The following is a 26,096-nucleotide window of genomic DNA, read 5'->3' as shown; positions in this document are numbered from 1 at the left end:
TTGCAGTCGCCCCCTCTTTTTGCATGGGATACGGTAAATGACATCGATATTCAGCTTCAACAAGCTGCGGACCGCCATGGGTTCAGCAGGCGCTTCGGCCGAACCGGCACCTTCCGCCACACCCGGCACGCCGAGCGGCAAAAGCAAGTCCTCGAGCGGTTTCAACGGGCTGCAGGGCCGCGAGAACCCGGCGCAGAGCGGTGGCATGGCCCCGCGCGGCCGCTCGCCGATGATGCAGGCGTTTTCCAACGCCGCGATGCACGCCCACGGGGCCGTGCACCAGGCATCGCAGGGCATGCAGAACGACGTGCAGAAGCTCAAGAACGGCTATTCGGCGTTCCGCGCCGAGTCCCATGCCGCGTCTCGTCCGAACTTCAGCTATCCGCAACTGGCGGGGGAACATCGCCTGGCACAGGCCGACCATCGGCAACGCGCGCAGGCGGCCTATTCCCAGGCGGCAGGCCATGCCCGTGCGTTTTTCGGGGAAACGGCCCATGGCATGTCGCAAGGAGCGCGCCAGGCGGCGTCCTCCCTGGCATCGACGATGGAACGGTTCGATCCGCGCCGGCTGGCCCATCAAGCCAAGCGGTATGGCAACGCAGCCCTGCACCAGGCGACCCAGGTGGCCATGGTGGGCGTGGGCGGCGCGCTGCTCGCAGGCGCGGCCGTGGCCCATGGCGTGAATGCGGCGCGGCACAAGGTGGGACAGGTCGCGCACTCCGCCGCCCAGAGGGTGGACCACGCGGTCCAGTCGGCGGCGTACCGCGTGGACCACGCCGTGCAATCCGCGGCCCACCGGGTGGACCACGCCATGTACCGGGCGGATCAGGCCATCCAGTCGGCCGTGAACCGTGCGGAATACGCGGTCCACTCCGGCCTGCACCGCATGGACAACGCGCTGCACCGGGCGGAACACAAGATCCAGAACATGGGGCATCGCATCGACCAAGCGGTGCAGTCGGCCGTCTATCGGGCCGAGCACAGGGTGCAAACCGCGCTCAACCAGGCGGCCTACCCGTTCCATGCGGCGGCGCACACCTACCAGTCACTCGCGCATGCGGCATCGGTGTTCAAGCACGACATGGCGCATTTCGACCCTTACCGCATGTCAAACCAATACCAGCGATACCAGTCCAGCTGGTGATGCCGGTCGATTGCTCACAACGAACCTGATCGCCGCCTCGGCCACCTCATCTCGCAAGACCTGCCATGACCACCGAATACCTCGCTGAAACCCCTGTGACCTCTGACGCATCGCCCCTTGAAACCGCTGGCGATGCACCGCCGCCCCCGTTCGACGAACGGGCCCTGCTGGCGCACTATGTGCTGCGCGATTTCGAGCAAGCCGTGGCCAACGTGGAACAGCAGCTGTACGAATCCGAGCCCGCTCCCGATGCGTCGTCGGAGTCTCCTCCCACGCAGGAGGCCCTGGAAGCCTTGGCCGAGGAGCGCAGGGCGCTGGCGCGCGACATCGTGGTCGGCGCATGGCTCAACCGCAACAACCCGGATTGGGACCCGGCCCGGCCGGAAACCCATCGGCCCGACCCGAACGATCCGCTGTTGGCGATTCTTCAATCCGTGCAGGAGCCCGCACCCGCGGACTGACGGCATGGCAGCGTGAAGCCACGCTGTCCGACAGTCGCCGTGCTGCGGATGGACCGCCATTCAAGCGGCGCACGGCCCGGGGCCGCCATGGCCCTCAGCGCGCAGCAGGCGGTACGGTCTTTTTTCGCAACGCGTCCGTACCGTCGATCTCCCGCAGCAGCCGCACCCCCACCAGCGTGTAGCGCGTGTCCGGGCTGTTCCAGTTGCGGTACGAGCACCGCGCATACAGCGGCCAGGTGTGCCAGGAGCCGCCGCGGCGCACGCGCACGTTGCCCTGCGCAGGGCCCTGCGGATCGTCGCGCGCCGACTCAGCATAGGCGGTGTCGCCGTGCCAGTCCGAAACCCATTCCCATGCATTGCCCACCATGTCGTGCAGGCCGAAGGCGTTGGCGGGGTAGCTGGCCACCGGCGCGGTGAAGGCATGGCCGTCGTGGCCTTGGAGCGCCTGGGCCTGCCAGCGGGGCCAGTAGGGCACGGCGTCCTGATCGAACGTGTTGGCATGGCGCACCAGGCCTTCAGGATCGTCGCCGTGCGGATAGCGGGTGCGCTTGCCGGCGCGGCAGGCGTATTCCCACTCGGCCTCGGTCGGCAGGCGGTAGCGGTGGCCTTCGGTGCTGCTGAGCCATGCCGCCAGCGCGTGCGCGTCGTGCCAGGTGATGTTGACCACGGGATGGTCGTCGCCCTGCGCAAAGCCGGGGTTGCGCCAGGAGTAGCGCCGGTCGCGCCCCTCGAAGGCGTCGCCGCGCGCGGTGCTGGCCGGGTCGTAGCCGGGGTTGTAGCCATAGCCGCCCGTGCCGTCGGCCTCGGATTCGGCCCGGTAGCCCGATGCCTCGATGAAGCGGCGGAACTGGCCCACGGTCACCTCGGTCTGGCCCAGGTAGAACGCGCGGCGGATGCGCACGGTGTGCACGGGCGCCTCGTCCGCCAGCAGGGTGAAGCGCTGGCGCTCCATGAGCGGGTAGGACGCCGCCAGGGCCTCGGGGGATTCGTCGCTGCCCATGCGAAAGCGGCCGGCCGGGATGCGCACGAAGGGCATGCCGATCGAATTGGTCCAGACCGTGGCGGCGGGCGGCTGCGCACGCGCGAAGGTCGGAACCGCCAGCCCCAGCACCGCCGACAGGGAAGACAGAACACGGAGCGTGGAAGGGCGCATGGCGATTCCCTGAAGGGTCCCGGAGACCGGAGGGGATCAGTGTATGCGGGCGGGGGTGGCCTGCGAAGGGTTCAAGCCAAATTGGCTTCCACGGCATATATCACTACGGCATATTGCTACAAAAATAGGAGCAAATTTTCATCGATTCACCGTGCCCGCCGCCCTTCCACCCCGCCCTGCCCTGCCCTGCGTGGGCCACGCCACCTGCCTGCCTGGCCACCACGCGGTCGGCCAGGTGGACGTCGCGGTTGTCGCGGGAGATGACGTCCAGCAGGTGCCCGCCCGAGCGCAGTTCGGTGTAGAAAAGGCGGCGAAAGGTGAGGTCTCGGTCGTCCACCCATCCGTCGGGCATCAGCATCGGGGCCCCCTCCACGGCGAGACAGGCACCAGCGCCAGCCGCTTGCGCTGCCCGTCCATTCCCATGGTGTGCACCGGCCCGTTCATGCCCTGAAGGCAGCGAGCGGCGGGCGGATGCGGTAGACCTCGGCCTTCTAAACGGGAGCCGGCAGCTTGCTGCGCCATGCCAGCGCCGCCACATAGCCCGGCGGTGCCGCGAGCGCCATGGCCTCCAGCCCGGACCATTGCGGCACGGTTCTTTCAACCGACCACCGGCCGTCCCGGCCGGGATGAATGCCCACGCAACGCAGGTGTTCGGCAATGCCCACGCCGATGGCCTTGAGCACCGCTTCCTTGCCCACCCAGCACTGGTACAGGGCGCGCTGCGGATCGGTCGCCCGGGCCACCGCGACGCGCTCACGATCGGTCAGAACGGTCTGCGCCAGGGAATCGATGTCCAGTCCTCCGCGGCATCGCTCGATGTCGATGCCTACGACGCTGACGGCACCCGGGTCCGCCACGGCGATCAGGGCATGGCCTCCCGAATGCGACACGTTGAACAGCGGCACCTCGCCACGCCGGTCAACGAACGGCTTGCCATGGGCATCCTGCGCCAGCGGCACCTCGGCGGGCCCGCAGCCCAGGCGGTCGGCCAGCAAGCGCCGGGTGGCCGCGCGGGTTTCGGCAAAGCGCCGGCGATCCGCCGCCCGCAGGAACCGGCTGGTGCGCACCCGCTCTGCCGGACTCAGAACGTCCAGGGGCAATGCGCCATCGCTTTCCAGATCGAAGTCGAGGCAGTAGCCCTCGATGCCCGTCGGCAACGGCTCAAGCAAGCGCTGCAGCGGCACGCGCACCCCCCGCTGTGGTCTGCGCCAGGCGGCACACGAACGGCGCCAGAAAGGGGCTTTCCTGTGGTCGCGAAGAGAAGTGCCCGCCGTCTAGCCAGCCGCGCGTGCGCGCCGCGCTCGACTCTGCCGACCAGGCCTGCACGCTCGACGGATCGATGCGGTCCTGCCGCCCGGCCAACACGTGCCACCGCACGGGTAAAGCGCCTGGCTCGGTGTGGCGAAAGTTCTGGCACACCCGGTAAGCCACCGCGAGCGCATCCAGCGGGAGGCGCAACAGCCCGGCGCTTTTCCAGGCCCCCGCCCCCTCCGGTGTACCGCCTGGATCCCGCAAGTCGGCGATCAGCGCGGCATTGTTGCCTTTGTCCACGAACCAATTCGGTTCACGCATCGAGGAAAGTCTCGTCGTCGCAGTCGAGGCCGCTGGTTGACATGGATACGTCCTTGGGCGGTGGAGAGGAAATGGCCGCACGACGCCGGCAGCCAGACAGACGGATCAGTCCTGCGCCTTGGGCAGGGCTTGCACCGAGGTGCTCTCCTCCAGGTCGCCCATGGGTGCCGTCAGGCCGGCCAGCAGCCAGAGCCGCGCCGCCTTGTCGTACGCCTTGCGGTGCGCCTCGTCGGCCGCCAGCCAGTGCATCATCGCCTCGCGGGCTGCCGGGTCGAAATTCTCGCGGTCGTACTCGCGCTGCACCCAATCCCACGCCACGGCCCAATGGGGGTCGGCTTGTGTCATGCCTCAAACTCGCTCGCGCCGCGGCGCATCGGTGGACCAACCGACCGGATGCGGATGCACCGGCCCTGGCTGACGGCCACCTTACCGCAAGTAGGCCTCGCGGGGCAAAGCGCTTTTTCGGAAAGTGCGGAGTTCGATGGCGCCGTGGCGAACGGCTCAATCGTCCGTGAGCAGGTGGTGCAAGGCGGCAATGGCCTGGGTGGCTTCGGCGATCAGCCGGTTGACCAGCCCCAGGGCGCAGCCCAACGAGATGGCGATGTCGCGCTGCGTCATGCCGTCGAGCCGGTACAGCTGGAATGCCACGCGGGTTCTCGTGGGCAGGTCCGCCAGCGCCTTTTCGATCAGGCCCACCAGCTGCCGGTCGCGCATCAGGCGGTCGGGCGACCCGGGCCCGGCCACCTCCAGGGCTTCGACATCCATGCCGGAGGCAACGCAGTTGCGCTCCACGGCCTGCCGCCGGCAATGGTCGAGCGCCAGATTGCGCACCACCTGGCAGCAGTAGCCGATAGGCTGGTCGATCTTGCGTTCGCTCGCACCGCCGACGATGCGCAGATAGGCGTCCTGCACGATGTCGTCCGCCAGATCCATCGTGCGAACGATTTTGTGCGCCACGCGCAAGAGCTGCGCCCGGTTGGCCACGAACACCTCTCCGAGCGATGGCCCGGACGAATGCAAAGACATGTACAGCACCTCCCAGTGAACTGAATAAATCGCCACGGTCCGGGGCGGCTGACTGCCTTGCCCCTGGCCCGGCGGGTCGCCCGCCTACCGCCCCGTTGCCATCCTGCGCCAAAAGAGCAAGCGGTTATTTCATGAACTATTTCATCGATCATCCATGAAATGTTAATGAGAATTATTATTAATTGGTGACAGAAAGAAACCGCGAATCCGCGGTGACTGACCTTACCCATGAAGACGTGCGAGCGCGGAAGATGAAGACAGGGGGAAGGCGCCAATGCACGCGTCCTGCTGCATGGCCTCGGTCAGAAAATGCTGCGAACCGCCACAGCGGCGCGGGGATCGCCTCCAATCCCGGGCCCTCGGAAGGCGGGTGACGCCTTCCGCAGAGCCAGGGCCGAGAGCGCTTATTCAGATATTTGCTACTGAATTCATAGCAACAACGGCAAACAATCCGCCGGCATGAGCGGCTTTTGACTGCCATGACTGCCAATGGCAGCCAGCGGACCTTCTCCGCCGCTTCGGCCTACCCCTGCGCGCCCTCGTCGTCCCCTTCGTCGTCCGGGGTGGCACGCCGCTCGTGCACGGCCTTCACGGCCGGGCGTGCCAGCACCTCCACATAGAAGGCATCCGCCCCGTCCGCCGCCGCAGCGCCCACGTGATCGATCAAGTCGGCCAGCGGCACGGTTTCCGCAGACTCCTTCGTCAGGCCAAAGCGGCAATCGAAGTCCCAGTAGTTCGATCCGGCGGGCAGTTCGCGCTTGCGTTCGCGGCGCAGGTATTGGCGGATTTCATGCTTGACGCCATCCAGAACACGCTCGCGCTGCTTGTTGGGGGAAATGAGGGTGAAGTTTTTTCGCATGGGCGATGGTAGCCCCAGTGGACCGCCCGCCATGCCCGTGCCACCGCATGGCCGGCATGGCAAAGAAACTTGAATCCGTTGCTGCACCAGCCCCGTACCCCCACCACAGGAAGACGGCGGAGGCGATCCATGGCATGCAGTGCCGGGCATCGGCCGGCCCCGCTTTCCTGCCTCTCCGGCAACGGCTCCCTGCCGCTGGACCGACATGTGACCTTCGTGCTCCGCACACCACCAGGAACCACCATGATCGACATCCCTGCATCGCCCCTTGAAATCCTGCAACGCCGCTCCGACAAGCTCAAAGAGCGTCGCATGTTCTTTCGCAAGACCGGGGGCTTTGCCGCCGGCATGGCGGGAGGCGCCATCCTCACCGCGTGCGGCGGCGGATCGGGCCCGGCCGTCGGCGCCGACGCGCCCACCGACCCGGAGATCCTCAATTTCGCGCTGAACCTGGAGTATTTGGAGGCGCAGTTCTACCTCTACGCCACGACCGGCGCCGGCCTGCCCGATGCGCAGACCACCGGCACGGGCACGCGCGGCACCGTGATCGGCGGCACCAAGGTGCCCTTCTCCGACCCGGTGGTGGCGGCCTATGCCAAGGAGATCGCCGCCGACGAACTGGCCCATGTGAACTTCCTGCGGGCCGCCCTGGGATCGTCCGCCGTCGCCATGCCGTCGATCGACGTGGGCGGCACCGACCCGAACGGTGCCTTCTCCAAGGCGGCGCAGGCCTCCGGGCTGATCCCGGCCGGGACGGCCTTCAACCCCTACAAGGACGATCTGAGCTTTCTGCTGGGCGCCTTCATCTTCGAGGACGTGGGCGTCACGGCCTACAAGGGCGCCGCGCCGCTGATCCAGAACAAGACCTACCTGGAGGCCGCCGCCGGCATCCTGGCCGCAGAGGCCTACCATGCGGGCCTGGTGCGCACGGTGCTGTATTCGAAGGGCATCGATGCCCAGGCGGCGGCGGGCAAGATTTCCGATGCGCGCGACACCCTGGACAACTCCAAGGACGTGGACCAGGGCATCGCGCCCAACGCGGCCGGGGCATCGAACATCGTTCCGCTGGACGCCAACGGCATCGCCTACAGCCGCTCTCCGGACGACGTGCTCAACATCGTCTATCTCACGCCCAACGCGGCCAGCCAGGGCGGGTTCTTCCCGGCCGGCGTGAATGGCAGCCTGCGGCTGAGCAGCGTTTACATGTAGCCGCCCGAAGGCACCGCCGCGGCGTCGTGCCGCCGTGGTCTCCGCCCACCCCGCCCATCCTTGCAGGAGTCCTTGCCATGCCATTGCATTCCCATGATCCGGCAAGCCATGCCGAAGTGCCCGTGCATCACACCCTGTCCTGGCGCCAATGGCTGGGGTTGGGCATCGTGGCCGCGGGCCTGGCCATCCTCTCGGCACAGGCCATGGGTGGCCTGGTCAGCGGAGACGACCGGCTGCGCGGCGCCCTGCTGGGCGGGCTGATGGCGGCTGCAGCAACGGCGCTGGGCACGCTGCCCGTGCTGCTGTCGCAGAAGTTCTCGCAACGCACGCACGACACCATGCTCGGCTTCGGCGCCGGGGTCATGCTCGCGGCCAGTGCGTTCTCCCTCGTCATTCCCGCCCTGGCCGCGGCGAAGTCCCAGGGCGCCGGGCCGTGGGGGGCGGGCGGCATCGTGGGCGCGGGCATCCTGGGCGGGGCCCTGTTGTTGCTGCTGATCGATCGCGCCGTGCCGCACGAGCATTTCGTGAAAGGGCTGGAAGGCCCGCAGGCCCGCGCCATCAAGCGCGCCTGGCTCTTCGTGCTCGCCATCACCCTGCACAACCTGCCCGAGGGCCTGGCCATCGGGGTCGCCTTCGCCGGCCCGGACGGCGTGGGCGCCAAGGCGCTGGCCGCGGGCATCTCCATCCAGGACGTACCCGAGGGCATGGTGGTGGCGCTGGCCCTGCGCGGCGTGGGCTACGGCCGCTGGATGTCCGCGGGCCTGGGCGTGGTGTCCGGCCTGATCGAGCCGGTGGCGGCCGTCATGGGCGTGGCACTGATCGGCCTGTCGGCCAGCCTGCTTCCCTGGGGGCTCGCTGCGGCCGCAGGCGCCATGCTGTACGTCATCAGCCACGAGATCATTCCGGAATCCCACCGCAAGGGGCACGAGGCCTTCGCCACGGGAGGACTGATGCTGGGCTTCGTGGTGATGATGCTGCTCGATACCGCCCTGGGATGAACGGCCCATCCCGGCTTTGCAGCGCTGTCTGCCTATGATTCGGCCCTGATGTACTTATTGAATTTTCAGTAAATCCTGAAAATTCAATAAACCCGAGGCACAATCGCGGCATGACACAGATCAAGCCGCTCCCCTCCCTGAATCGACAATTCGTGGCCCACTTCGGCGAAATGGGCAGCCGCTGGGGCATCAACCGCACCGTCGGGCAGATCTACGCCCTGCTCTACCTGTCGCCCCGCCCCGTCAATGCGGATGAAATCGCCGAGACGCTGGAATTCTCGCGCTCGAACGTGAGCATGGGTCTGAAGGAACTGCAGGCCTGGCGGCTCGTCCAGTTGCGCCACCAGCCGGGGGACCGGCGCGAGTACTTCGAAGCACCACAGGACGTGTGGCAGATCTTCCGCACCCTGGCCGAAGAGCGCCGGCGCCGCGAGATCGAGCCCACGCTGTCCATGCTGCGCATGGCCCTGCTGGAAGAGCCCCCGTCCGAGGACGAACGCCATGCGCAGCAGCGCATGCAGGACATGCACGACCTCATCGACCGCCTGATGACCTGGTTCGACGACGTGCAGCGCCTCGCCCCCGAGACCGCGATGCAGCTCATGGGCATGGGCACCGCCGTCACGCGGGTGCTGGAGTTCAAGGACCGGCTCACCGGCAAGGGCGGCACCGCCAAGCAGGGCGCCAAGGACCGGTAGACCGCCATGGACACCTTCATGCTCTCGCGGATCCAGTTCGCGGCCAACATCAGCTTTCACATCCTGTTTCCCACCATCAACATCGCGCTGTGCTGGTTCCTGGTGTACTTCCGGCTGCGCCACCGGGCCGCCGCCGGCACCCCGGCCGCGCAGGGCTGGGAGCAGGCCTACTACTTCTGGACCAAGGTCTTCGCGCTGACCTTCGCCCTCGGCGTGGTGTCGGGGGTGACCATGAGCTTTCAGTTCGGCACCAACTGGCCCGGCTTCATGGAGCGCGCCGGCAACATCGCGGGCCCGCTGCTGGGCTACGAGGTGTTCACCGCGTTCTTCCTGGAGGCGACGTTCCTGGGCATCATGCTGTTCGGCCGCCAGCATGTGAGCGACCGCGTGCACCTGATCGCCACCCTGCTCGTGGCCGGGGGCACCACCCTGTCGGCCTTCTGGATCCTGAGCCTCAACTCCTGGATGCAGACCCCTGCGGGCTTCGAGATCATCGACGGCAAGTTCCACGCGGTGGACTGGCTGGCCATCGTCTTCAACCCCTCTTTCCCCTACCGCCTGGGCCACAAGCTGCTGGCGTCCACGCTGACCGCCGGTTTCCTGCTGGCCGGTGTGAGCGCCTGGCAGCTGATCCGCGGCACGGCCACGCTCGGCACGCCCCTGGCGCTGCGCGCCGCCCTCGTCGCGGTGGCGGTGGCCATCCCCGCGCAGATCCTGATGGGCGACATGCATGGCCTCAACACCTTGCAGCACCAGCCTGCCAAGATCGCCGCGATCGAAGGCATCTGGCACACCGAAAAGGGCGCGCCGCTCACGCTGTTCGGCTGGCCCAACGAGAAAGAGGGCCGCACCGACTACGCCGTGCAGATCCCCAAGGCCGCCAGCCTGATCCTGGCGCATGACAGCGAGGCCGAGCTCAAGGGCCTCGACACATTCCAAGGCGCGCATCCGCCCGTCGCGCCCGTGTTCTGGAGCTTTCGGGTGATGGTCGGCATGAGCATGCTCATGCTGGCGGTGGCATGGTGGGGCGCTTTCGCGCTGTGGCGCCGCCGCAAGGAGGCCTCGCCCGTGGCGTCGCTCCCGCGCGCCCTGCTCTTCACGCTGGTGGCCATGACCTTCTCGGGCTGGGTGGCCACGCTGGCCGGCTGGTATGTGACCGAGATCGGACGCCAGCCCTACCTGGTGTACGGCCTGCTGCGTGCCGCCGACACGGTGGCGCAGCACCCACCCTCCACCGTGGCGATGTCGCTCGCCGCCTATCTGGCGGTGTATGCCACGCTGCTGGTGAGCTATGTCGCCGTCATCAAGTACATGGCCGAACACGCGGCCATGCCCACGCCGGCGGTCCGCCCGCCGGCGCCGCAAGCCATTTGAGGTGCTCGCCATGGAAATGACCCTTGCCAATGTTCTGCCCCTCGCCTTCATGGCGGTCATGGGCCTGGCCCTGCTGGCGTACGTGGTGCTGGACGGTTACGACCTGGGGGTGGGCATGCTGCTGCCCTTCGCCACCGATGCCGAAAAAGACACCATGGTCTCCAGCATCGGACCGTTCTGGGATGCCAACGAAACCTGGCTGGTGCTGGGCGTGGGCGTGCTGCTGGTGTGCTTTCCGATGGCCCACGGCGTGGTGCTTTCAGCGCTCTATGCGCCGGCCACCGTGATGCTGCTGGGACTCATCCTGCGCGGCGTGGCGTTCGACTTCCGGGTGAAGGCGCGCGATTCCCACAAGACCGCCTGGAACCGCACCTTCGCCGCCGGCTCGCTGGTGACCACACTCGCGCAGGGCTGGATGCTGGGCGCCTACGTGACCGGCTTCGCGGAGGGCCTGTGGCCCACGCTGTTCGCCGCCGGCATTGCCGCCACGCTGCCCGCGGCCTACTGCATGCTGGGTGTCGGCTGGCTGCTCATGAAGACCGAGGGCGACCTGCAGCGCAAGGCGCTGGCGTGGGGCCGTGCGGTGCTGTGGCCCATGGCCCTGGCCTTGGGCGCCATTTCGCTGGCGACGCCCCTGGTCAGCCACACGGTGTTCGAGAAATGGTTCGCGCTGCCCCAGCTCTTCGTGCTGCTGCCCATTCCCCTGGCCTGCGCCGCGGCGCTGTTTGCCATCCACCACGTGCTGCACACCCCACGCATCGTGAACGCGGGCTACGGCTGGATCGTGTTCGTCGCCACCGTCGCGGTGTTCCTCCTCGCGTTCTTCGGGCTGGCATACAGCCTGTACCCCTACATCGTTATCGACCGCATCACGGTTTGGCAGGCCGCGAGCGCGACCGAGTCGCTCGCAGTGGTGGCCGTCGGCGTGGGCATCACCCTGCCGGCCATCATCGCCTACACCATCTTCATGTACCGGGTGTTCTGGGGCAAGGCGAAAGCGCTGACGTACGGGCTTTGAGATCGCTGCCCGGGCACGCCATGCCATGGCAATCAGGGCCATGGCGGCGTGTGCACCTACACCGGCCGGGCAGATTTGGCAGGCCGTTGCAAAGGCGATTGCATTAGGATTCCTGCAACATGAGCAGCAGCGAAAAGCCCCCTGTACCCGGCCCGTGGCAAGCCTATGTGGCCGAAGGCGCCCCCAGCGAAGTGTCCGACCACAAGGACGACATTTTCTTTGCGGCCATCGAAACCACCCGCATGCCCATGCTGGTGACCGACCCCCGCCAGCCCGACAACCCCATCGTGTTCTGCAACCGGGCTTTCGTGGCGATGACGGGCTACTCCGTCCAGGAGATCATGGGGCACAACTGCCGATTCCTGCAGGGCCCGGCGACCGACCGCAACACCATTGCCGCCATCCGCGAAGCCATCGAGCAACGGCGCGAAATTTCGCTGGAGCTGCTCAACTACCGCAAGGACGGCTCCTCGTTCTGGAATGCCCTCTTCATCTCACCGGTCTACAACAGCCGGCGCGAACTCGTCTATTTCTTCGCCTCGCAACTGGACGTGAGCCGGCGGCGCGATGCGGAGGAAGCCCTTTCGCAGGCGCAGAAGATGGAGGCCCTCGGCCAGCTCACCGGCGGCATCTCCCACGACTTCAACAACCTGCTTCAAGTGATGTCCGGGCACCTGGACGTCATGCGCGTCAAGAACCGCAACAACCGCCTGGGGCCGCAGGACATCGACCGTTCCATCGACAGCATTCGCAGTGCGGTATCCAAGGCATCCACGCTGACCCAGCAGTTGCTGGCCTTCTCGCGCAAGCAAAAGCTCAAAGGTCGGGTGGTCAATCTCAACAGCCTCGTCCGGGGCATGGCCACGCTGGCCGAACGCACGCTGGGCGAAGCCATCGAGATGGAATACGTGCTCGGCGAAGACCTGCCGAACTGCGAGCTGGACACGACGCAGCTCGAAGTGGCTGTGCTCAATCTGTTGCTGAACTCCCGTGATGCCATGCCCAACGGAGGCCGCATCCGCGTGGAAACCCAGGGCATCCACCTGGATGCGCAGGATGGCGACACCTTCTCCGGACTGCAGTCCGGCCACTACGCCACCATCTCCGTGACGGACACCGGCGCCGGCATCCCGCCCGAAGTGGTGTCGCGCGTGATGGACCCCTTCTTCACCACCAAGGAAGAAGGCAAGGGCACGGGCCTGGGCCTGTCGATGGTGTACGGCTTCGCCAAGCAGTCGGGCGGCGCAGTCACCATCTATTCGGAAGTGGGCCTGGGCACCACGGTGCGCATGTATTTCCCTGCCGTGCACGGCCGCCCCCATCCCGACCTGGCCGAATCGCTGACCCCGAAAAACCGGGGAGGCAGTGAAACCATCCTCGTGGTGGACGACCGGGTCGAGGTGGCCGAACTGGCCCAGGCCATGCTGGAGGGGCTGGGCTACACCGTGCACGTGGCGCACAGCGCCCACGCCGCGCTGAAACTGGTGCGGGCGTTGCCGCAGGACGCGCTGCCGGATCTGCTCTTCACCGACGTGGTGATGCCCGGGGGATTGAACGGCTACGAACTCGCGCGGGAGATGCGCAAGACCGTGGCGGGCATCCACATCCTGCTCACTACAGGGTTCGACCGCGACATGGGCAGCCTGGCCAACGTGGCGCCGACGGAGTTCGAGATCCTGAAAAAACCCTATCGGTTGGCGGACCTGGCACGCAGCGTGCGCATGGTGCTGGACGGCGCCACCGGCACCCGGACCTGAAGGCATGAAACCGGGCGCGCGATGCAGTGAAATTTCGCGCCGCCAGCAATCCAACGGCCACAGGCCTGCGTACAGAAAGCAGGCCGCACACTCCGACGCGGCATTCCAGGAGCCGCACATGCCGAAAAGCACCGCCAATGCCATTCGATGGGCCGAGCAAGGCATCGTGCCCGACCAGATGGTGCGGTACGGCATTCGCCGGCTTCTGAAAGAGCGCCTTCAGGAAATGCGCAGCGGCGATGCCGCAGCCACGGCAGAGCAGACGCAGGCCTTCGTGGATGCCATGCGCAAGGCCGAGCTGGCACCGCTGCCCGACAAAGCCAACGAGCAGCACTACGAGGTGCCGGCCGAATTCTTCGGCGCGGTGCTCGGCCCGCATCGCAAGTACAGCAGCGGCTACTGGGGCGACGGAGCCGCCACCCTGGCGCAGGCGGAAGAAGCCGCGCTCCTGCGAACGTGCGAGCACGCCGGGCTGGCCGACGGGCAGCGCATTCTGGAGCTGGGCTGCGGCTGGGGGTCCCTCACGCTGTGGATGGCGCAGCGCTACCCCGCCAGCCGCATCACTGCCGTCTCCAATTCGCACTCGCAGCGCGCCTACATCAATGCGGAAGCGGCCAAGCGCGGTCTGTCCAACGTACAGGTGATCACCTGCGATTTCAACCGCTTCGACATTGCGGCCCGCTTCGACCGCATCGTTTCGGTGGAGATGTTCGAGCACCTTCGCAACTGGCCGCAGGCCTTCGCCAACGTATCGCACTGGCTCGCACCCGGGGGCCGGTTCTTCATGCACGTATTCGCCCACCGCGAAGCGCCCTATCCGTTCGAGGAGCGCGATGCGAGCGACTGGATGAGCAAGCATTTCTTCTCCGGTGGCATGATGCCCAGCGACGATCTGGCCCTGCACTGCCAGGACGATCTGCAGTTGCGGCGGCGCTGGCGCTGGGACGGCACGCATTACGAACGCACGGCGCGCGCCTGGCTGGACAACATGGATCTGCAACACGACGCGCTCATGCCACTGTTCCGCCGCACCTACGGAGAGGACGCCCCGGCGTGGTGGAGCCGGTGGCGCCTGTTTTTCCTGTCGGTGGAAGAGCTCTTCGGCTTTGACGGCGGGCAGCAGTGGTGGGTGAGCCACTACTTGTTCCACCGGCGCGACTGATCGGAACGGCATGAATGCATCGGCTACCGTCACCTGGGCCCTGTACGGCCTCGCCTGGGCCCTGTCCGCTTCCGTTGCCACATGGCTGGTGAGCCTGGCCCGCAGGGACGCCAGCCTGGCCGACCGCGCGTGGCCCGTGCTCATCGCCGGCTGCGGCGCCGTGTACGGGGCATTGGCCCCGAGCCTCGGGGCCCGGGGCATTGCGTTGCTGCTGCTGTCGGGGATCTGGGGACTGCGGCTGTGCGCCTACATCACCGCACGCAATTGGGGGCACGGCGAAGACCACCGCTACCGCGCGATGCGCGAACGCAACCGCCCGAACTTCGCCGTCAAGAGCCTGTACCTCGTGTTCGGCCTGCAGGGCGTACTGGCCTGGATCGTCTCGGCGCCTTTGCTGGCGGGTCTGGCGGCATCGCCCCACCCGCTGGGCACGATCGATGCGATCGGCATCGCCCTGGCCGGATTCGGCATTGTGTTCGAGGCGGTGGGCGATGCGCAGATGGCGCGCTTCAAGTCCGATCCCGCCCATGCCGGGCAGGTCATGGACCGGGGCCTGTGGCGGTTCACGCGCCACCCCAACTATTTCGGTGAAGCCTGCGTCTGGTGGGGCCTCTGGCTCTTGGCGCTCGCAGGCACGGGCTGGGCGGACGTGTGGACCATCGTGTCGCCCGCGCTCATGACGGTCCTGCTGCTGCGCGTGTCGGGCGTGGCGCTGCTGGAAAAAGACATCGCCGAGCGGCGTCCGGCCTACCGCGAGTACATGCTGCGCACCAATGCCTTCATTCCGGGACCACCGCGCACCGGAGGCCTCCGATGACCGGCCGCCTTGCATCCTGCGCCCGGCAAACCGCCTGGTGCGTTGCCGCCGCCTTGCTGTGGACCGCCACGGCCATGCCTGCAGCCGCGGCAATGCCGGCGGCCAACGAGTGGAATTTCCAGGTGGCCCTGGATGGCACGCCGATCGGTGAACACCGCTTTCGCCTGTCGGCGCCTGCGGCCCAGGAGCGCGTGCTGACCAGCGAAGCCCGCTTTGCCGTCAAGCTGCTCGGCTTGGTGGTCTATCGCTACCGGCACGATGCCCGTGAACTTTGGCGAGATGGATGCCTTGAAGCCATCACCGCGGAGACGCAGGACGACGGCAAGGTCAACAGAGTGGATCTGCGCTTTCCCGCTCCGGGCAGCACCACTCCGCCCGCCGAAGGCATGCCCGCGTGTACCTTGAGTTTTGCCTACTGGAACCCGGCCATCCGCAGCCAGACGCAGTTGCTCAATGCCCAGACCGGCAAGATCGATGCCGTGCAAGTGGTGCGGCAGGGCGAAGGCACCCTCGACGTGCGGGGCGAAACCGTGGCGGCAGTGCGCTGGCGCATCACCGGGCTGCCGCACCCGATCGACCTCTGGTATGCCGCCGATGGCGCGTGGATCGGCCTCGATTCCACCGTGGGCAGCGGCCGCCGACTCAGCTACCGATTGAAATAACCGACCCCCAGGAGAACACCCATGATGATCCGCCCCCTTGCCGTCGCCTATGCCTCCACGGCCCTGGTCTTCCTGGCGCTCGACGCCGTATGGCTCTCCACCATGGCCGACCGCCTTTACCGCCCCGCCATCGGGCACCTCATGCAGGACAAGTTTTCGGTGGCACCCGCGGCGTTGTTCTACCTGATCTACGTCGCCGGCGTGGTCGTGATGGCGGTGTTGCCTGCGGTGGAGCAGCGCAGCTGGGCATCGGCCCTGGGCATGGGCGCCCTGCTGGGGCTGATCGCCTATGCCACCTACGACCTGACCAACCAGGCCACCCTGAAAGACTGGCCGTGGAGCGTGACGATCGCCGACATGTGCTGGGGCGCTTTCGTCACAGGCGCAGCCGCCACGGCAGCGTGCCTGGCCACCCTGCGCTGGGGCGGTCCGCTGCGCTGATTGGTTTCCGCCACGCGCCCTTCGACAGGGCGCGCATCCGCTCACATGCCGGCGAGCGCGCCGACCCAGCGCGCGATGGCGCCATCAAAAACCACCCGGCCTTCGATGCCCGCCAGGCAGATGCATTCGCCGCCCGGCTCCACCACCGGCTGATGGTGCACATGCCCATCGGCGCCGTCGAAATCTCCCGGGCCGAACCGCGCGCGCCCATCGTGGAAGGCGCCATGCAGCACCTGGGTCCATTCCACCTCGCTGTGCGTATGCTGCGGCAAACGCTTGCCCGCACCAATCCGCAGGAGCAGCACGTTGGCCTGGGCATCGTCCGGCAGGGTCACGCGGCTCCAGCGCATGCCGGGGCCCAGCCAGCGCCAGGGGGAGACCTGGCAGGCATCGAGCACATCGGGCCAGAAGGCGCCTTCCGGCCAGGATGCCGGGCGTGTCGATGACCGCCGGCCAGGGACAGGGCGATGTGCAGCGCCGTCGATGGCGGCCAGGGTGAGCGCCAGGGCATCGGGCTGCAACGTGGCCGGGGCGATGCCGTCCAGCATGGCACCGCCGACCATTTCGAGTGTGCACAAGCGCTCGCGGCAGTGCGCGCACATGGCCACATGCGCCTGGATCAGCAGCGAGGCGGCCGCGGGCAGGTGCCCGGCGGCCTGGGCCAGCAGCACGTCGTCGGCAGGATGGTGTTGGATCGTCATGGCTCAAGGTGGCCGAGCAAGCGGCGCAAATGGTTCATCGCCAGGCGGACCCGCGATTTCACGGTGCCCAGCGGAATGCCCAGATCCTGCGCGATCCGGGCGTGGGGATGCTCTTCGAAGAAAGACAGCCGCAGCACCTGGGCCTGCTCGGGCGCCAGCTGCTGCAGGGCATGCCGCACGTCGCTCTCCTGTTGCGCGGCGTAGCAGTGTTCTTCTGGCGCGGGCGCCGTGTCGGGCAGCTGCTCGCCCTGGCCTTCGTCCTGTTCCAGCGCCAGGTTGGATCGGCGCCGAAAGTGGTCCACCCGCAGGTTGCGCGCAATCGTGAACACCCAGGTGGAGACTCCGGCATGCGCCGGGTCGAACAGGTGCGCCTTGCGCCAGACGCTGACCAGCGCCTCCTGAGCCAGGTCCTCCGCCACGCTCTCCGGGGTTCCGAGGCGCATGAGGTAAGCCTTCACGCGCGGAGCGAAGTGCTTGAACAGCGCCGCGAACGCCTGCCGGTCGCCCTGGGCGGCCACCGCCTGGACCAGGGCGCTCAACGCGTCTCCCGTCGGATGGGCTCCATGGGTGGGTGGCTGGGTCACGATCGACAAATAAGGAGGCCAGGATTTTCGAGGCCTGGAAGGCCGCTCTGCGGGCTGGCGGACGGTGGTCATGCTGCTCATACGCAACACCCGGCGGATTAGATCACGCCCATCTGGTGGAATCCAAACGCGTGGTCACTGCGTATACCGACACAATACTCCGCGAGGAGACTTCGAGGATGGACGCAATGACAATCCACGCGGCGCCCGTGCCCGCATCGCCCGCCAAGGCCGCCCCGACGGGGCGGCCGCTGGACGTGGCCGTGATCGGCAGCGGCATTTCCGGCCTGTCGGCCGCGTGGCTGCTCGCCCAACGCCACCAGGTCACGTTGTTCGAGGCCGACCAGCGGCCCGGCGGCCACAGCCACACTGTCCACGTGCCCGGGCCGGAGGGCGACATCGCCGTGGACACCGGGTTCATCGTCTACAACGAATCGGCCTATCCCAACCTGACGGCGCTGTTCGCGCACCTGAACGTGGCTACGCTGGCCACCGACATGTCCTTCGGCGTGAGCCTGGATGGCGGCGCACTCGAGTACAGCGGCACCGGCTTCGGCGGCGTGTTCGCCCAGCGCAGCAATCTGCTGAGCCCCCGTTTCTGGTCGATGCTGCGTGATCTGGTTCGCTTTTACCGCCGGGCGCCCGCCGATGTCCGCCGACTGGGCGACCTCTCGCTCGATGCCTATCTCGACCAGCACGGCTATGGCCGGGCGTTCCGCGAGGACCACCTCTATCCCATGGCTGCCGCCATCTGGTCCACGCCCGCGGCGCGCATCGGCGAGTACCCCGTCCAGGCGTTCGTGCGCTTTTGCGAAAACCACCACCTGCTGAACCTCGGGCACCGCCCGGCCTGGCGCACCGTGCAAGGCGGCAGCCAGCGCTACGTGCAGAAGATCACGGAGGCTCTCGGGCAGGGGCTGCGCCTGGACAGCGCGGCCATCGAAGTGCGGCGCACCGCCGAGGGCGCCTACGTGCGCACGGGCGATGCGCAGGAATCGCGGCGCTTCGACCAGGTGGTCATCGCCACCCATGCCGACCAGGCCCTGCGCCTGCTGCCGGATGCGAGCCAGGCAGAGACCGACCTGCTCGGCGCCTTCGGCTACAGCCGCAACCGGGCCGTGCTGCACAACGACCCGGCCCTGATGCCCCGGCGCCGTGCGGTGTGGTCCAGCTGGAACTACGCCGCCGAGCGCGAACGCAGCGAGGCCCTGAGCGTGACCTACTGGATGAACCGCCTGCAGCACATTCCGGACGCCACCCCGCTGTTCCTCACCCTCAACCCGACGCAGGAACCGCACCCCCGCCACCTGCTGCACACGCAGACCTACGAGCACCCGATCTTCAACGGCGCCGCCATGCAGGCCCAGCGATCGCTCTGGTCGCTGCAGGGCCAGCGACGCACCTGGTTCTGCGGTGCCTACTTCGGCTCCGGCTTCCACGAAGACGGGCTGCAGGCCGGCCTCGCCGTGGCGGAGGCCCTGGGCGGCGTGCGCCGGCCCTGGAGCGTGGACGACGAATCCGGCCGCATCCACCTGCCCGCGGTCTCTGCGGGGGCTGCAGCGCACCCAGGGGCCGTGCAGTGACGGGCCAGTCCGCGCTCTATACCGGCCGCGTGATGCACCAGCGGCTCAGCCCGGCCCGGCACCGGCTGCAGTACCGCGTCTTTTCGCTGCTGATCGACCTGGACGAACTGGAAGGGCTCGACCGCCGCCTGCGGTTGTTCTCCGTCAATCGCTTCAACCTGTTCAGCTTGCACGAGAGGGACTACGGCGGCGCCGAGGGCCTGCCGATGCGCCAGCATGTGGAACAGCAACTGGCCCGGGCGGGGCTGGCGCCCGGCGGCCGCATCCAGCTGCTGACCATGCCCCGCATCCTGGGCTACGCCTTCAACCCGCTGACCGTGTACTTCTGCCACCGGCCCGACGGCGCGCTCCAGGCCCTGCTCTACGAGGTGAACAACACCTTCGGCGAGCGCCACAGCTACCTCATTGCCGTCCCCGAAGCCGAGCAGCACGCCACCCGCATCCGGCAGTCGTGCGACAAGGAATTCCATGTGTCGCCCTTTCTGGGGCTGTCGATGCGCTATGCCTTCGACATCTCCCTGCCCGCGGCGCAGCGCGACCACCTGGGCGTGGGCATCACGGCCAGCGATGCGAACGGACCCGTGCTGGTCGCGCGCTTCCATGCGCGCCGCCGGCCGCTCGACGACCGCGCCCTCGCCCGCACCTTCCTCACCCACCCGCTGCTCACGCTGAAAGTGATGGGCGCCATCCACTGGGAAGCACTGAAGCTCTGGATCAAAAGGGTGCCGCTGCACACAAAGCCGCCCGCGCCGGCCCTGCCCGTGACCATCATCAAAACCAAAGACCTATGACCCTCCCCACCCCCTCCACCGGACTTCCGACGGACGGCACGCATGCGGTCGCGTCGATGCCCCGCCGGGCCACCTGGCGGTCGCGCCCCCTGCAGCGCGTGCTGCGCCGCCTGCTGACCAACGTGCGCTGCGGCACCCTGACCGTGGAGCTGCCCGGCGGCGAACGCGCCGAAGGCCGCGGCACCGAGCCCGGGCCCCACGGCACCCTCGTGCTGCACCGCTGGCGCCCGCTGTGGCGCCTGGCCGTGGGCGGCGACCTGGGCCTGGCGGAGAGCTACCGCCAGGGTGAATGGTCCAGCCCCGACCTGGCCGCCCTACTGGAGCTGGGCGTGCGCAACGAAGCCGGCTGGGGCCGCGCGCTGCAGGCCAGCCTGCCAGCGCGGCTGCTGGCGCGGCTGTTCCACCTGCGCCGCGCCAACACCCGCCGGGGCAGCCGCCAGAACATCTCGTTCCACTACGACATGGGCAACGATTTCTATGCCCAGTGGCTGGATCCGGACATGCTCTATTCCAGCGCCATCTATGGCACGGGCCAGGAATCGCTGGAGCAGGCCCAGCAGGCCAAGCTGGCCCGCATCGCCACCCTGCTGGCGCCCCGGGCCGGCGAACGCGTGCTGGAGATCGGCTGCGGCTGGGGCGCCCTGGCCATTGCCCTGGCCCGAGACACCGGCGCCTCGGTGACCGGCCTCACCCTGTCGTCCGAGCAACTGCGCCACGCCCGCCAGCGCGTGCATGACGAGGCGCTCACCGAGCACATCGACCTGCGGCTGCAGGACTACCGCGACGTCGAAGGCCAGTTCGACCACATCGTCTCCATCGAAATGCTGGAGGCCGTGGGCGAGCGCTACTGGCCGGCCTATTTCGAAACGCTCAAAGAGCGGCTGCGCCCCGGCGGCCGGGCGGTGGTGCAGGTCATCACCATCGCGGACGCGCAGTTCGAGCAGTACCGCAGCACCACCGACTTCATCCAGCGCTACATCTTTCCGGGCGGCATGCTGCCCTCGCCCTCGCGGCTGCGGCAAGCGCTGGCGAACGCGGGCCTGGCGCTGCAGGCTGCGGAAACCTTCGGCCCCAGCTATGCGACCACCCTCGCCGAATGGCGCCACCGCTTTCTGAGCGCCTGGCCCACGATCGAGCCGCTGGGCTTCGATGCACCGTTCCGTCGGCTGTGGGAGTACTACCTGTGCTATTGCGAAGCCGGCTTCAGCACCGGCCGGGTGGACGTGGGCCTGTACACCATCGTCCATGCCCCGCCGGCCGCCCCGGACACGCCCGACACACCGCACCGCCCCGGGTAAACCGCACTCGCCCAGCGCCCCACACGGCGGGGTGCGTGCCAGAATCTCGCCATGCTTGCCCACACGGCTTATTCGGCCCATGCCGCCCTCGTTCCCCGCCGCTCCGACGACACCACGATGGGAACGCTCTACCGCGCCGCGATCGGCCCGGTCAATGCCGATTACTACCTGCCCGCCTTCGAGCGGCTCGACACCGCGGGCCGCCCGCTGCCGCGCTGGAACTGGGCCGCGGCCCTGTGCACGCTGAACTGGCTGGTGTTCCGCCAGCTCTGGGGGGCCGCCCTCGTCTATGTGGCGGCCCTCGAAGGCGTGGCGTTGCTGGTGTTCGCGCTGGGCCAGTACGTGGCCCAGTGGCCGCTGCCGGTGCTGTCGGGCGTGCTGCTTGCCCTCCTGCTGGCCGCCACGGTGGTGCCCGGGCTCTACGGCGACGCCATCTTCCATGCCGAGGTGCGCAAGCGCATCACCAAGGCGCTCTCTGCCTCGGCCACCTTGCCCCAGGCGGGCGAATGGCTCGCCCGCCGCGCGGCGACCCGGCGCCGGCTGGGGTGGATCGCCGCGGCCAACGTAGCGCTGGCGGTGGCTGCGCTGGCCCTGTACCTGCTGCTGCCTGCCGGGGCTTCTTTGACAGGCCCATCCGCCGGCAGCCCCCCTGCGGCAGCGCCCACGCCCGCCGCATCGGCCGTGCCAGCGACCGCCATCGGGGTGGTACCTGCCGCCAGGCCAGCGGCATCGAATGGGGCCAGCGGTGCCGTGCGGCCCGAAGCGCCGGCCACGGCCCCGCTCCCCGGACCCGCTCCCACCACCCCCCCCGCAGCCGGGGCCAGTGCGCCCGCCGCGCCCGTCCCTGCGGCTTCGCTGCCGGCGAAAGCACAAGCCCCGCAAGCCACTCCGCGCGCGCCAGCAGCCTCCTCCGCAGCAGCCCCGGCCATAGCGATTCCGGCATCCGCCGTCGCCTCCCAGGTCTCGGCAGAACCCACGCGGGCCACGGCGCTCAGCGCGTCCTCCCCCGTGCAGTCGCCCGCCGCCCGGTCCGCTCCATCCGCGGCCTCCGTCCCGGCCGCCATGCCAGCGCAGGCGACAGCCGCGTCAGCACCAGCGTCGGCCCTGGCCACGGCGGCCTCGAAAGCCGCACCCGCCAGCCGTGCGGCTGCCGAACCGACCAAACCGCGCGCCTCCGCGCCCAAGCCAGCCGCGGCTCGGACGGCGACGGCCCCGGACAAAACCTCCACCCCAGCTGCGAGTGCAGCCAGCGCGACCACCGCGCCCGACCGGCGCCTGTACATCAACGTCGGCCTCTTTGCCGAACCTGCCAATGCGCGCCGCGCCCATGCCCGGCTGCGGGAGGCTGGCCTGCCGGCCACGTCGCAGCCCGTCACCACCTCGGGCGGGCAGAAGCTGCTGCGCGTGCGGGTGGGGCCGTTCGCCTCCGCGTCGCAAGCCAACGCGGCGGCGGCCAAGGTGCGCGACCTGGGCCTGGATGCTTCCGCGGCGGCGCTCCCTGCGCCGCCGCGGAATTGACCCTTCGGCCCCCCTGGCCGCGGGGACGGCGCGGGGACCGCTGCCGCGTTACCACTGGTGACCCTGCCGCCAGCACCCTGCGCTAAGGTGTGCTCCTTTCATTCACCAACGACATCGCTTTCCAACATGTCCCAACGCTCCCTGACGGCCCTCGCCCTCACCGCCGCCGCCCTGCTGGCCGCCGGCTGCTCCACCAACGCCCCCTGGGGCAGCGCCACGCCAGGCACCACCAGCAGCACGGGCGCGCCCGCGGGCGGCATCTGCAGCGGCCCGCCCGCACAGGTGGTGGTGGGCCAGAACAGCACGGCCAAGGTGGTGGAAGACGCCCGGGTGCGCTCCGGCGCGCAGATGGCCCGCGTGCTGCGCCCCGACCAGATCGTGACCAAGGAGTTCGACGCCACCCGCCTGAACCTGCAGGTGGACGCCAACGGCCGCATCGTCGCGGCGCGCTGCGGCTGACGACCGGCACCCGGTCGGCTCGGCCGGTGGTGGCTGGCGGTCCAGGCGCCGGAGCGCTCGCCCGTCAGTCGGCCAGAAAGAGCGCCTGCAGGTCACTCAGGAAATCGAAGCCCCGCTCGGTGGGGCGCACGCGCGCCATGTCGCGCTCGATCAGGCCCTTGCGCTCGGCCTCGTCCAGCGCCTTGGCAATCGCGGTCAACGGCAGGCCCGTGCGCGCCATGAAGTCCTGCAGCGCAAACCCCTCGCGCAGGCGCAACGCGTTGAGCATGTATTCGAACGGCAGGTCCGCCCGGCGCACCTCGTCGTCCTGCGCCACCGCATGGCCTGCCAGCGCGTGGTCCATGTACCGCCCCGGGTCCCGAAAACGCACCTGCCGCACCACGCGGTGCGCAAAGCTGATCTTGCTGTGCGCACCCGCGCCGATGCCCAGGTAGTCGCCGAATTGCCAGTAGTTGGTGTTGTGAAAGCAGCCGTGGCCCTCGCGTGCATAGGCCGAGATTTCATAGCGCTGCAGCCCGGCCTGCGCCGTCATCTCGGTGATGCGGTCCAGCATGGCGTAGGCCTGGTCGTCCTCGGGCACCACGGGAGGGAACTTGGCGAACACCGTGTTGGGCTCGATGGTCAGGTGGTAGATCGAGATGTGCGGCGGCCCCAGCGCCAGCGCGGTGCGCATGTCCTGCTCCAGATCGGCGAGCGTCTGGCCCGGCAGGGCGTACATGATGTCGAGGTTGAAGGTCTCGAACGATTGCGCAGCCTCTTCCACCGCGGCCATGGCCTGGGCACCGTCGTGCACCCGCCCCAGCGCCTTCAGGAAACGGTCGTCGAAGCTCTGCACGCCGATCGACAGCCGCGTCACCCCGGCCGCGCGGTACGCCCGGAAGCGGTCTTTCTCGAACGTGCCGGGATTGGCCTCCATCGTGATCTCGCAATCCGCCTCCAGGCGCAGCCGCGCGCGCAGGCCGCCGATCAACTGGTCGATGGCGGCGGGCGAGAACAGGCTGGGTGTGCCACCGCCGATGAAGATGCTGTGCACCGTCCGGCCCCAGATCAGCGGCAGCGCCGCCTCGAGGTCGGCCATCAACGCGTCCAGGTAGCGCTGCTCGGGCAAGGCCTGCGCAACGCCACCCTCACGGTACTCGTGCGAGTTGAAATCGCAGTAGGGGCACTTTTTCAGGCACCAGGGCAGGTGCACGTACAGCGACAGCGGCGGCAGGCTGCCCAGTTGCAGCACGCCGGGCCGCATGGAGTGCTGCACGTCGCGCACGGGCGCCGGCGCGGCCTCCGCCGAGGCCTCGGGAACGATGGGAATGGAAAGGGACACGGCCAGGAATCTCCGAAAAGCGCCAGAGCCTCAGAACCAGCGCTCGCGCATCAGCGCCAGCATCTGCTGCGCCGACCGGCCCCGGTGGCTATTGGCATTCTTCACCTCCGTCGGCAGCTCGGCGAAGGTCTTGCCGAACTCGGGCACGACCATGATCGGATCGAACCCGAAGCCCTGGCTGCCACGCGGCTCGCGCGCGATCTCGCCCACGACCCGGCCCACGGCGATGAGCGGCTCCGGGTCCTCGGGCGTGCGCACCGCCACGAGGGTGCTCACCATCGCCGCGCGGCGCTGGTCGATGCCCTGCATCTGCTCCAGCAGCGCGCGCACGTTGTTCGCGTCGCCCTTGTCGTAGCCGAATCGGGTCGCGTAATAGGCCGTGTCCACGCCCGGCAATCCGTCGAAGGCATCGACACACAGGCCGGCGTCATCGGCCAGCGCCGGCAGTCCGGTGTGCTGGGCGGCAAAGCGCGCCTTGGCCAGCGCGTTCTCCACGAAGGTCCGAAAGGGCTCGGCCGCCTCGCCGACGCCCAGGTCCGCCTGGCGCACGAGCACCACGCCGAGCGGCGCCAGCAGCGTCTGCAGTTCGGCCAGCTTGCCCTGGTTGTTGGATGCGAGTACGAGTTTCATGGTCAAAATGGCTTCCAGCGCATATTCATCTAGGGCATACCGCTACAAATTCAATAGCATATGCGATTTCCATCGGTGCAACGGGGATGGCCAGGGACGGCCAAGGCCGCGTTCGCTATCGCTATCCGTTGCGCAGCGCCTGCTGCTGAAGCGCCACCAGTTCGGCCACGCCCTTTTCGGCCAGAGACAGCAGGCGGTCCATTTCCTGGCGGGTGAACGCCACGCCTTCGGCCGTGCCCTGCACCTCCACGAAGTGGCCGGCGCCGGTCATCACCACGTTCATGTCGGTGTCGCAGGCCACGTCTTCCACGTACTCCAGATCGAGCAGCGGCGTGCCTTCCACGATGCCGACCGAAATGGCCGCCAGCGGGGCCGTGATGGGCGATTCGGCCAGCTTGCCGCGCGCGATCAGATGGGCCACCGCATCCTGCGCCGCGACCCAGGCACCGGTGATGGCCGCCGTGCGCGTGCCGCCGTCGGCCTGGATGACGTCGCAGTCCAGTTGCAGGGTGCGCTCGCCCAGGCGCTGGAGATCGAACACGGCCCGCAGGCTGCGGCCGATCAGGCGCTGGATCTCCTGCGTGCGGCCGTTCTGCTTGCCGCGGGCCGCCTCACGGTCGCTGCGGGTGTGGGTGGACCGGGGCAGCATGCCGTACTCTGCCGTCACCCAGCCTTCGCCGCTGCCGCGCTTGTGGGGCGGCACGCGCTCTTCCACCGACGCGGTGCACAGCACCTTGGTGTTGCCGAACTCGATGAGCACCGAGCCTTCGGCGTGCATGGTGTAGCGGCGGGTGATGCGCACCGGGCGCAACTGGTCGGCGGCACGGCCGCCCGGACGGGTGAAAGAGGTCATGGAATGG

The 26,096-nt window shown here is 68.4% G+C and carries 29 protein-coding genes; 17 read left to right on the top strand and 12 right to left on the bottom strand.

Going from position 1 to position 26,096, the window contains the following annotated elements; translation table 11 throughout:
• Positions 1-37 precede the first annotated feature (37 nt).
• Positions 38-1,144 carry a hypothetical protein gene (locus tag AVKW3434_RS22805; RefSeq protein WP_284407643.1) on the top strand — a complete coding sequence of 369 codons (1,107 nt, stop codon included), beginning with the start codon at positions 38-40 and terminating at the stop codon, positions 1,142-1,144.
• Positions 1,145-1,209: 65 nt separating this feature from the next.
• Positions 1,210-1,605: a hypothetical protein gene (locus AVKW3434_RS22800; RefSeq protein WP_284402703.1), complete on the top strand. Its 396-nt coding sequence runs from the start codon at positions 1,210-1,212 to the stop codon at positions 1,603-1,605.
• Positions 1,606-1,699: 94 nt separating this feature from the next.
• Here the strand turns inward: AVKW3434_RS22800 and AVKW3434_RS22795 are convergent, their stop codons facing one another.
• The 7 genes from AVKW3434_RS22795 to AVKW3434_RS22765 all read right to left on the bottom strand — a co-directional run bounded on the left by AVKW3434_RS22795 (position 1,700) and on the right by AVKW3434_RS22765 (position 6,215).
• Complete coding sequence (locus AVKW3434_RS22795; RefSeq protein ID WP_284407642.1) at positions 1,700-2,758, bottom strand: formylglycine-generating enzyme family protein; 1,059 nt, start codon at positions 2,756-2,758, stop codon at positions 1,700-1,702.
• Positions 2,759-2,861: 103 nt separating this feature from the next.
• Complete coding sequence (locus tag AVKW3434_RS22790) at positions 2,862-3,116, bottom strand: hypothetical protein (protein WP_284407641.1); 255 nt, start codon at positions 3,114-3,116, stop codon at positions 2,862-2,864.
• 133 nt (positions 3,117-3,249) lie between these two features.
• Positions 3,250-3,927, bottom strand: a complete 678-nt coding sequence (locus tag AVKW3434_RS22785; RefSeq protein ID WP_284407640.1) for a 4'-phosphopantetheinyl transferase family protein — start codon at positions 3,925-3,927, stop codon at positions 3,250-3,252.
• Entirely contained in the window at positions 3,920-4,330 is a 411-nt protein-coding gene (locus AVKW3434_RS22780) for a hypothetical protein (protein ID WP_284407639.1), read from the bottom strand. Before AVKW3434_RS22780 ends, AVKW3434_RS22785 begins: the two co-directional genes overlap by 8 nt.
• 105 nt (positions 4,331-4,435) lie before the next feature.
• Entirely contained in the window at positions 4,436-4,675 is a 240-nt protein-coding gene (locus AVKW3434_RS22775) for a DUF4880 domain-containing protein (RefSeq protein ID WP_284407638.1), read from the bottom strand.
• A 156-nt stretch (positions 4,676-4,831) separates the two neighbouring features.
• A complete protein-coding gene (locus AVKW3434_RS22770) occupies positions 4,832-5,356 on the bottom strand; it encodes a sigma-70 family RNA polymerase sigma factor (RefSeq protein WP_272548815.1) in 525 nt (174 codons plus the stop codon).
• A gap of 523 nt (positions 5,357-5,879) precedes the next feature.
• On the bottom strand, positions 5,880-6,215 hold the full coding sequence (locus AVKW3434_RS22765) for a DUF6172 family protein (RefSeq protein ID WP_284407637.1): 336 nt from the start codon (positions 6,213-6,215) through the stop codon (positions 5,880-5,882).
• Positions 6,216-6,458: 243 nt separating this feature from the next.
• Between AVKW3434_RS22765 and AVKW3434_RS22760 the strand changes: the two genes are divergently transcribed.
• The 10 genes from AVKW3434_RS22760 (at position 6,459) to AVKW3434_RS22715 (ending at position 16,351) form a co-directional block, all read left to right on the top strand.
• The gene (locus AVKW3434_RS22760; RefSeq protein ID WP_284407636.1) at positions 6,459-7,424 is read left to right on the top strand and encodes a ferritin-like domain-containing protein; all 966 of its coding nucleotides are present in this window, start codon (positions 6,459-6,461) and stop codon (positions 7,422-7,424) included.
• 77 nt (positions 7,425-7,501) lie between these two features.
• The gene (locus tag AVKW3434_RS22755; RefSeq protein ID WP_284407635.1) at positions 7,502-8,422 is read left to right on the top strand and encodes a ZIP family metal transporter; all 921 of its coding nucleotides are present in this window, start codon (positions 7,502-7,504) and stop codon (positions 8,420-8,422) included.
• A gap of 110 nt (positions 8,423-8,532) precedes the next feature.
• Positions 8,533-9,120, top strand: a complete 588-nt coding sequence (locus AVKW3434_RS22750) for a GbsR/MarR family transcriptional regulator (protein WP_284407634.1) — start codon at positions 8,533-8,535, stop codon at positions 9,118-9,120.
• Positions 9,121-9,126: 6 nt separating this feature from the next.
• Positions 9,127-10,494: a cytochrome ubiquinol oxidase subunit I gene (locus AVKW3434_RS22745; protein ID WP_284407633.1), complete on the top strand. Its 1,368-nt coding sequence runs from the start codon at positions 9,127-9,129 to the stop codon at positions 10,492-10,494.
• Between the two features lie 16 nt (positions 10,495-10,510).
• Positions 10,511-11,512: a cytochrome d ubiquinol oxidase subunit II gene (locus tag AVKW3434_RS22740; protein WP_502869165.1), complete on the top strand. Its 1,002-nt coding sequence runs from the start codon at positions 10,511-10,513 to the stop codon at positions 11,510-11,512.
• Positions 11,513-11,631: 119 nt separating this feature from the next.
• Positions 11,632-13,269, top strand: a complete 1,638-nt coding sequence (locus AVKW3434_RS22735) for a histidine kinase famiy protein (RefSeq protein ID WP_284407631.1) — start codon at positions 11,632-11,634, stop codon at positions 13,267-13,269.
• Between the two features lie 118 nt (positions 13,270-13,387).
• Entirely contained in the window at positions 13,388-14,431 is a 1,044-nt protein-coding gene (locus AVKW3434_RS22730) for an SAM-dependent methyltransferase (RefSeq protein WP_284407630.1), read from the top strand.
• A 10-nt stretch (positions 14,432-14,441) separates the two neighbouring features.
• Positions 14,442-15,248: a DUF1295 domain-containing protein gene (locus tag AVKW3434_RS22725; protein WP_284407629.1), complete on the top strand. Its 807-nt coding sequence runs from the start codon at positions 14,442-14,444 to the stop codon at positions 15,246-15,248.
• Positions 15,245-15,910, top strand: a complete 666-nt coding sequence (locus tag AVKW3434_RS22720) for a DUF6134 family protein (protein ID WP_284407628.1) — start codon at positions 15,245-15,247, stop codon at positions 15,908-15,910. The genes AVKW3434_RS22725 and AVKW3434_RS22720 overlap by 4 nt, the downstream gene beginning before the upstream one ends.
• A gap of 21 nt (positions 15,911-15,931) precedes the next feature.
• The gene (locus tag AVKW3434_RS22715; RefSeq protein WP_272564809.1) at positions 15,932-16,351 is read left to right on the top strand and encodes a DUF2177 family protein; all 420 of its coding nucleotides are present in this window, start codon (positions 15,932-15,934) and stop codon (positions 16,349-16,351) included.
• Positions 16,352-16,392: 41 nt separating this feature from the next.
• On the opposite strand, the gene AVKW3434_RS22710 is transcribed toward AVKW3434_RS22715, so the two are convergent.
• The gene (locus AVKW3434_RS22710; protein ID WP_284407627.1) at positions 16,393-17,052 is read right to left on the bottom strand and encodes a ChrR family anti-sigma-E factor; all 660 of its coding nucleotides are present in this window, start codon (positions 17,050-17,052) and stop codon (positions 16,393-16,395) included.
• A complete protein-coding gene (locus tag AVKW3434_RS22705; RefSeq protein WP_284402687.1) occupies positions 17,049-17,591 on the bottom strand; it encodes a sigma-70 family RNA polymerase sigma factor in 543 nt (180 codons plus the stop codon). Before AVKW3434_RS22705 ends, AVKW3434_RS22710 begins: the two co-directional genes overlap by 4 nt.
• A 233-nt stretch (positions 17,592-17,824) precedes the next feature.
• Between AVKW3434_RS22705 and AVKW3434_RS22700 the strand changes: the two genes are divergently transcribed.
• The 5 genes from AVKW3434_RS22700 (at position 17,825) to AVKW3434_RS22680 (ending at position 23,285) form a co-directional block, all read left to right on the top strand.
• Positions 17,825-19,219: an NAD(P)/FAD-dependent oxidoreductase gene (locus AVKW3434_RS22700; protein WP_284407626.1), complete on the top strand. Its 1,395-nt coding sequence runs from the start codon at positions 17,825-17,827 to the stop codon at positions 19,217-19,219.
• Positions 19,216-20,010 carry a DUF1365 domain-containing protein gene (locus tag AVKW3434_RS22695; RefSeq protein ID WP_284407625.1) on the top strand — a complete coding sequence of 265 codons (795 nt, stop codon included), beginning with the start codon at positions 19,216-19,218 and terminating at the stop codon, positions 20,008-20,010. Before AVKW3434_RS22700 ends, AVKW3434_RS22695 begins: the two co-directional genes overlap by 4 nt.
• Positions 20,007-21,308, top strand: coding sequence for an SAM-dependent methyltransferase (locus tag AVKW3434_RS22690; protein ID WP_284407624.1), 1,302 nt, complete (start codon positions 20,007-20,009; stop codon positions 21,306-21,308). The genes AVKW3434_RS22695 and AVKW3434_RS22690 overlap by 4 nt, the downstream gene beginning before the upstream one ends.
• 51 nt (positions 21,309-21,359) lie before the next feature.
• Positions 21,360-22,826 (top strand): SPOR domain-containing protein, encoded by a 1,467-nt coding sequence (locus AVKW3434_RS22685; RefSeq protein WP_284407623.1) that lies wholly within the window; start codon positions 21,360-21,362, stop codon positions 22,824-22,826.
• A gap of 126 nt (positions 22,827-22,952) precedes the next feature.
• Positions 22,953-23,285 (top strand): I78 family peptidase inhibitor, encoded by a 333-nt coding sequence (locus AVKW3434_RS22680; protein WP_284407622.1) that lies wholly within the window; start codon positions 22,953-22,955, stop codon positions 23,283-23,285.
• A gap of 64 nt (positions 23,286-23,349) precedes the next feature.
• Here AVKW3434_RS22680 and hemW read toward each other — a convergent pair whose 3' ends face one another.
• The 3 genes from hemW to rph all read right to left on the bottom strand — a co-directional run bounded on the left by hemW (position 23,350) and on the right by rph (position 26,089).
• Positions 23,350-24,606 carry a radical SAM family heme chaperone HemW gene (gene hemW, locus AVKW3434_RS22675; protein WP_284407621.1) on the bottom strand — a complete coding sequence of 419 codons (1,257 nt, stop codon included), beginning with the start codon at positions 24,604-24,606 and terminating at the stop codon, positions 23,350-23,352.
• Positions 24,607-24,636: 30 nt separating this feature from the next.
• The gene (rdgB, locus tag AVKW3434_RS22670) at positions 24,637-25,236 is read right to left on the bottom strand and encodes an RdgB/HAM1 family non-canonical purine NTP pyrophosphatase (protein ID WP_284407620.1); all 600 of its coding nucleotides are present in this window, start codon (positions 25,234-25,236) and stop codon (positions 24,637-24,639) included.
• A gap of 121 nt (positions 25,237-25,357) precedes the next feature.
• Positions 25,358-26,089, bottom strand: a complete 732-nt coding sequence (gene rph / locus AVKW3434_RS22665) for a ribonuclease PH (RefSeq protein ID WP_272564819.1) — start codon at positions 26,087-26,089, stop codon at positions 25,358-25,360.
• Positions 26,090-26,096: the final 7 nt, after the last annotated feature.

It is taken from the genome of Acidovorax sp. SUPP3434, assembly GCF_030159015.1.
Classification (GTDB): domain Bacteria; phylum Pseudomonadota; class Gammaproteobacteria; order Burkholderiales; family Burkholderiaceae_C; genus Paracidovorax.
Note: the sequence above shows the minus strand (reverse complement) of the source record. Positions and strands in the feature narration are given on the sequence as shown.

Excerpts from the sequence above, each read along its gene's own strand:
- AVKW3434_RS22710 (WP_284407627.1), bottom strand. The coding sequence starts at position 17,052 with ATGACGATCCAACACCATCCTGCCGACGACGTGCTGCTGGCCCAGGCC.
- AVKW3434_RS22745 (WP_284407633.1), top strand. The coding sequence starts at position 9,127 with ATGGACACCTTCATGCTCTCGCGGATCCAGTTCGCGGCCAACATCAGC.
- rph (WP_272564819.1), bottom strand. The coding sequence starts at position 26,089 with ATGACCTCTTTCACCCGTCCGGGCGGCCGTGCCGCCGACCAGTTGCGC.
- AVKW3434_RS22800 (WP_284402703.1), top strand. The coding sequence starts at position 1,210 with ATGACCACCGAATACCTCGCTGAAACCCCTGTGACCTCTGACGCATCG.
- AVKW3434_RS22770 (WP_272548815.1), bottom strand. The coding sequence starts at position 5,356 with ATGTCTTTGCATTCGTCCGGGCCATCGCTCGGAGAGGTGTTCGTGGCC.
- AVKW3434_RS22740 (WP_502869165.1), top strand. The coding sequence starts at position 10,511 with ATGACCCTTGCCAATGTTCTGCCCCTCGCCTTCATGGCGGTCATGGGC.
- AVKW3434_RS22765 (WP_284407637.1), bottom strand. The coding sequence starts at position 6,215 with ATGCGAAAAAACTTCACCCTCATTTCCCCCAACAAGCAGCGCGAGCGT.
- AVKW3434_RS22735 (WP_284407631.1), top strand. The coding sequence starts at position 11,632 with ATGAGCAGCAGCGAAAAGCCCCCTGTACCCGGCCCGTGGCAAGCCTAT.
- AVKW3434_RS22730 (WP_284407630.1), top strand. The coding sequence starts at position 13,388 with ATGCCGAAAAGCACCGCCAATGCCATTCGATGGGCCGAGCAAGGCATC.
- AVKW3434_RS22760 (WP_284407636.1), top strand. The coding sequence starts at position 6,459 with ATGATCGACATCCCTGCATCGCCCCTTGAAATCCTGCAACGCCGCTCC.
- AVKW3434_RS22750 (WP_284407634.1), top strand. The coding sequence starts at position 8,533 with ATGACACAGATCAAGCCGCTCCCCTCCCTGAATCGACAATTCGTGGCC.
- rdgB (WP_284407620.1), bottom strand. The coding sequence starts at position 25,236 with ATGAAACTCGTACTCGCATCCAACAACCAGGGCAAGCTGGCCGAACTG.
- AVKW3434_RS22775 (WP_284407638.1), bottom strand. The coding sequence starts at position 4,675 with ATGACACAAGCCGACCCCCATTGGGCCGTGGCGTGGGATTGGGTGCAG.
- AVKW3434_RS22805 (WP_284407643.1), top strand. The coding sequence starts at position 38 with ATGACATCGATATTCAGCTTCAACAAGCTGCGGACCGCCATGGGTTCA.
- AVKW3434_RS22790 (WP_284407641.1), bottom strand. The coding sequence starts at position 3,116 with ATGCTGATGCCCGACGGATGGGTGGACGACCGAGACCTCACCTTTCGC.
- AVKW3434_RS22755 (WP_284407635.1), top strand. The coding sequence starts at position 7,502 with ATGCCATTGCATTCCCATGATCCGGCAAGCCATGCCGAAGTGCCCGTG.
- AVKW3434_RS22795 (WP_284407642.1), bottom strand. The coding sequence starts at position 2,758 with ATGCGCCCTTCCACGCTCCGTGTTCTGTCTTCCCTGTCGGCGGTGCTG.
- AVKW3434_RS22690 (WP_284407624.1), top strand. The coding sequence starts at position 20,007 with ATGACCCTCCCCACCCCCTCCACCGGACTTCCGACGGACGGCACGCAT.
- AVKW3434_RS22680 (WP_284407622.1), top strand. The coding sequence starts at position 22,953 with ATGTCCCAACGCTCCCTGACGGCCCTCGCCCTCACCGCCGCCGCCCTG.
- AVKW3434_RS22700 (WP_284407626.1), top strand. The coding sequence starts at position 17,825 with ATGACAATCCACGCGGCGCCCGTGCCCGCATCGCCCGCCAAGGCCGCC.
- AVKW3434_RS22715 (WP_272564809.1), top strand. The coding sequence starts at position 15,932 with ATGATGATCCGCCCCCTTGCCGTCGCCTATGCCTCCACGGCCCTGGTC.
- AVKW3434_RS22720 (WP_284407628.1), top strand. The coding sequence starts at position 15,245 with ATGACCGGCCGCCTTGCATCCTGCGCCCGGCAAACCGCCTGGTGCGTT.
- AVKW3434_RS22725 (WP_284407629.1), top strand. The coding sequence starts at position 14,442 with ATGAATGCATCGGCTACCGTCACCTGGGCCCTGTACGGCCTCGCCTGG.
- AVKW3434_RS22780 (WP_284407639.1), bottom strand. The coding sequence starts at position 4,330 with ATGCGTGAACCGAATTGGTTCGTGGACAAAGGCAACAATGCCGCGCTG.
- AVKW3434_RS22685 (WP_284407623.1), top strand. The coding sequence starts at position 21,360 with ATGCTTGCCCACACGGCTTATTCGGCCCATGCCGCCCTCGTTCCCCGC.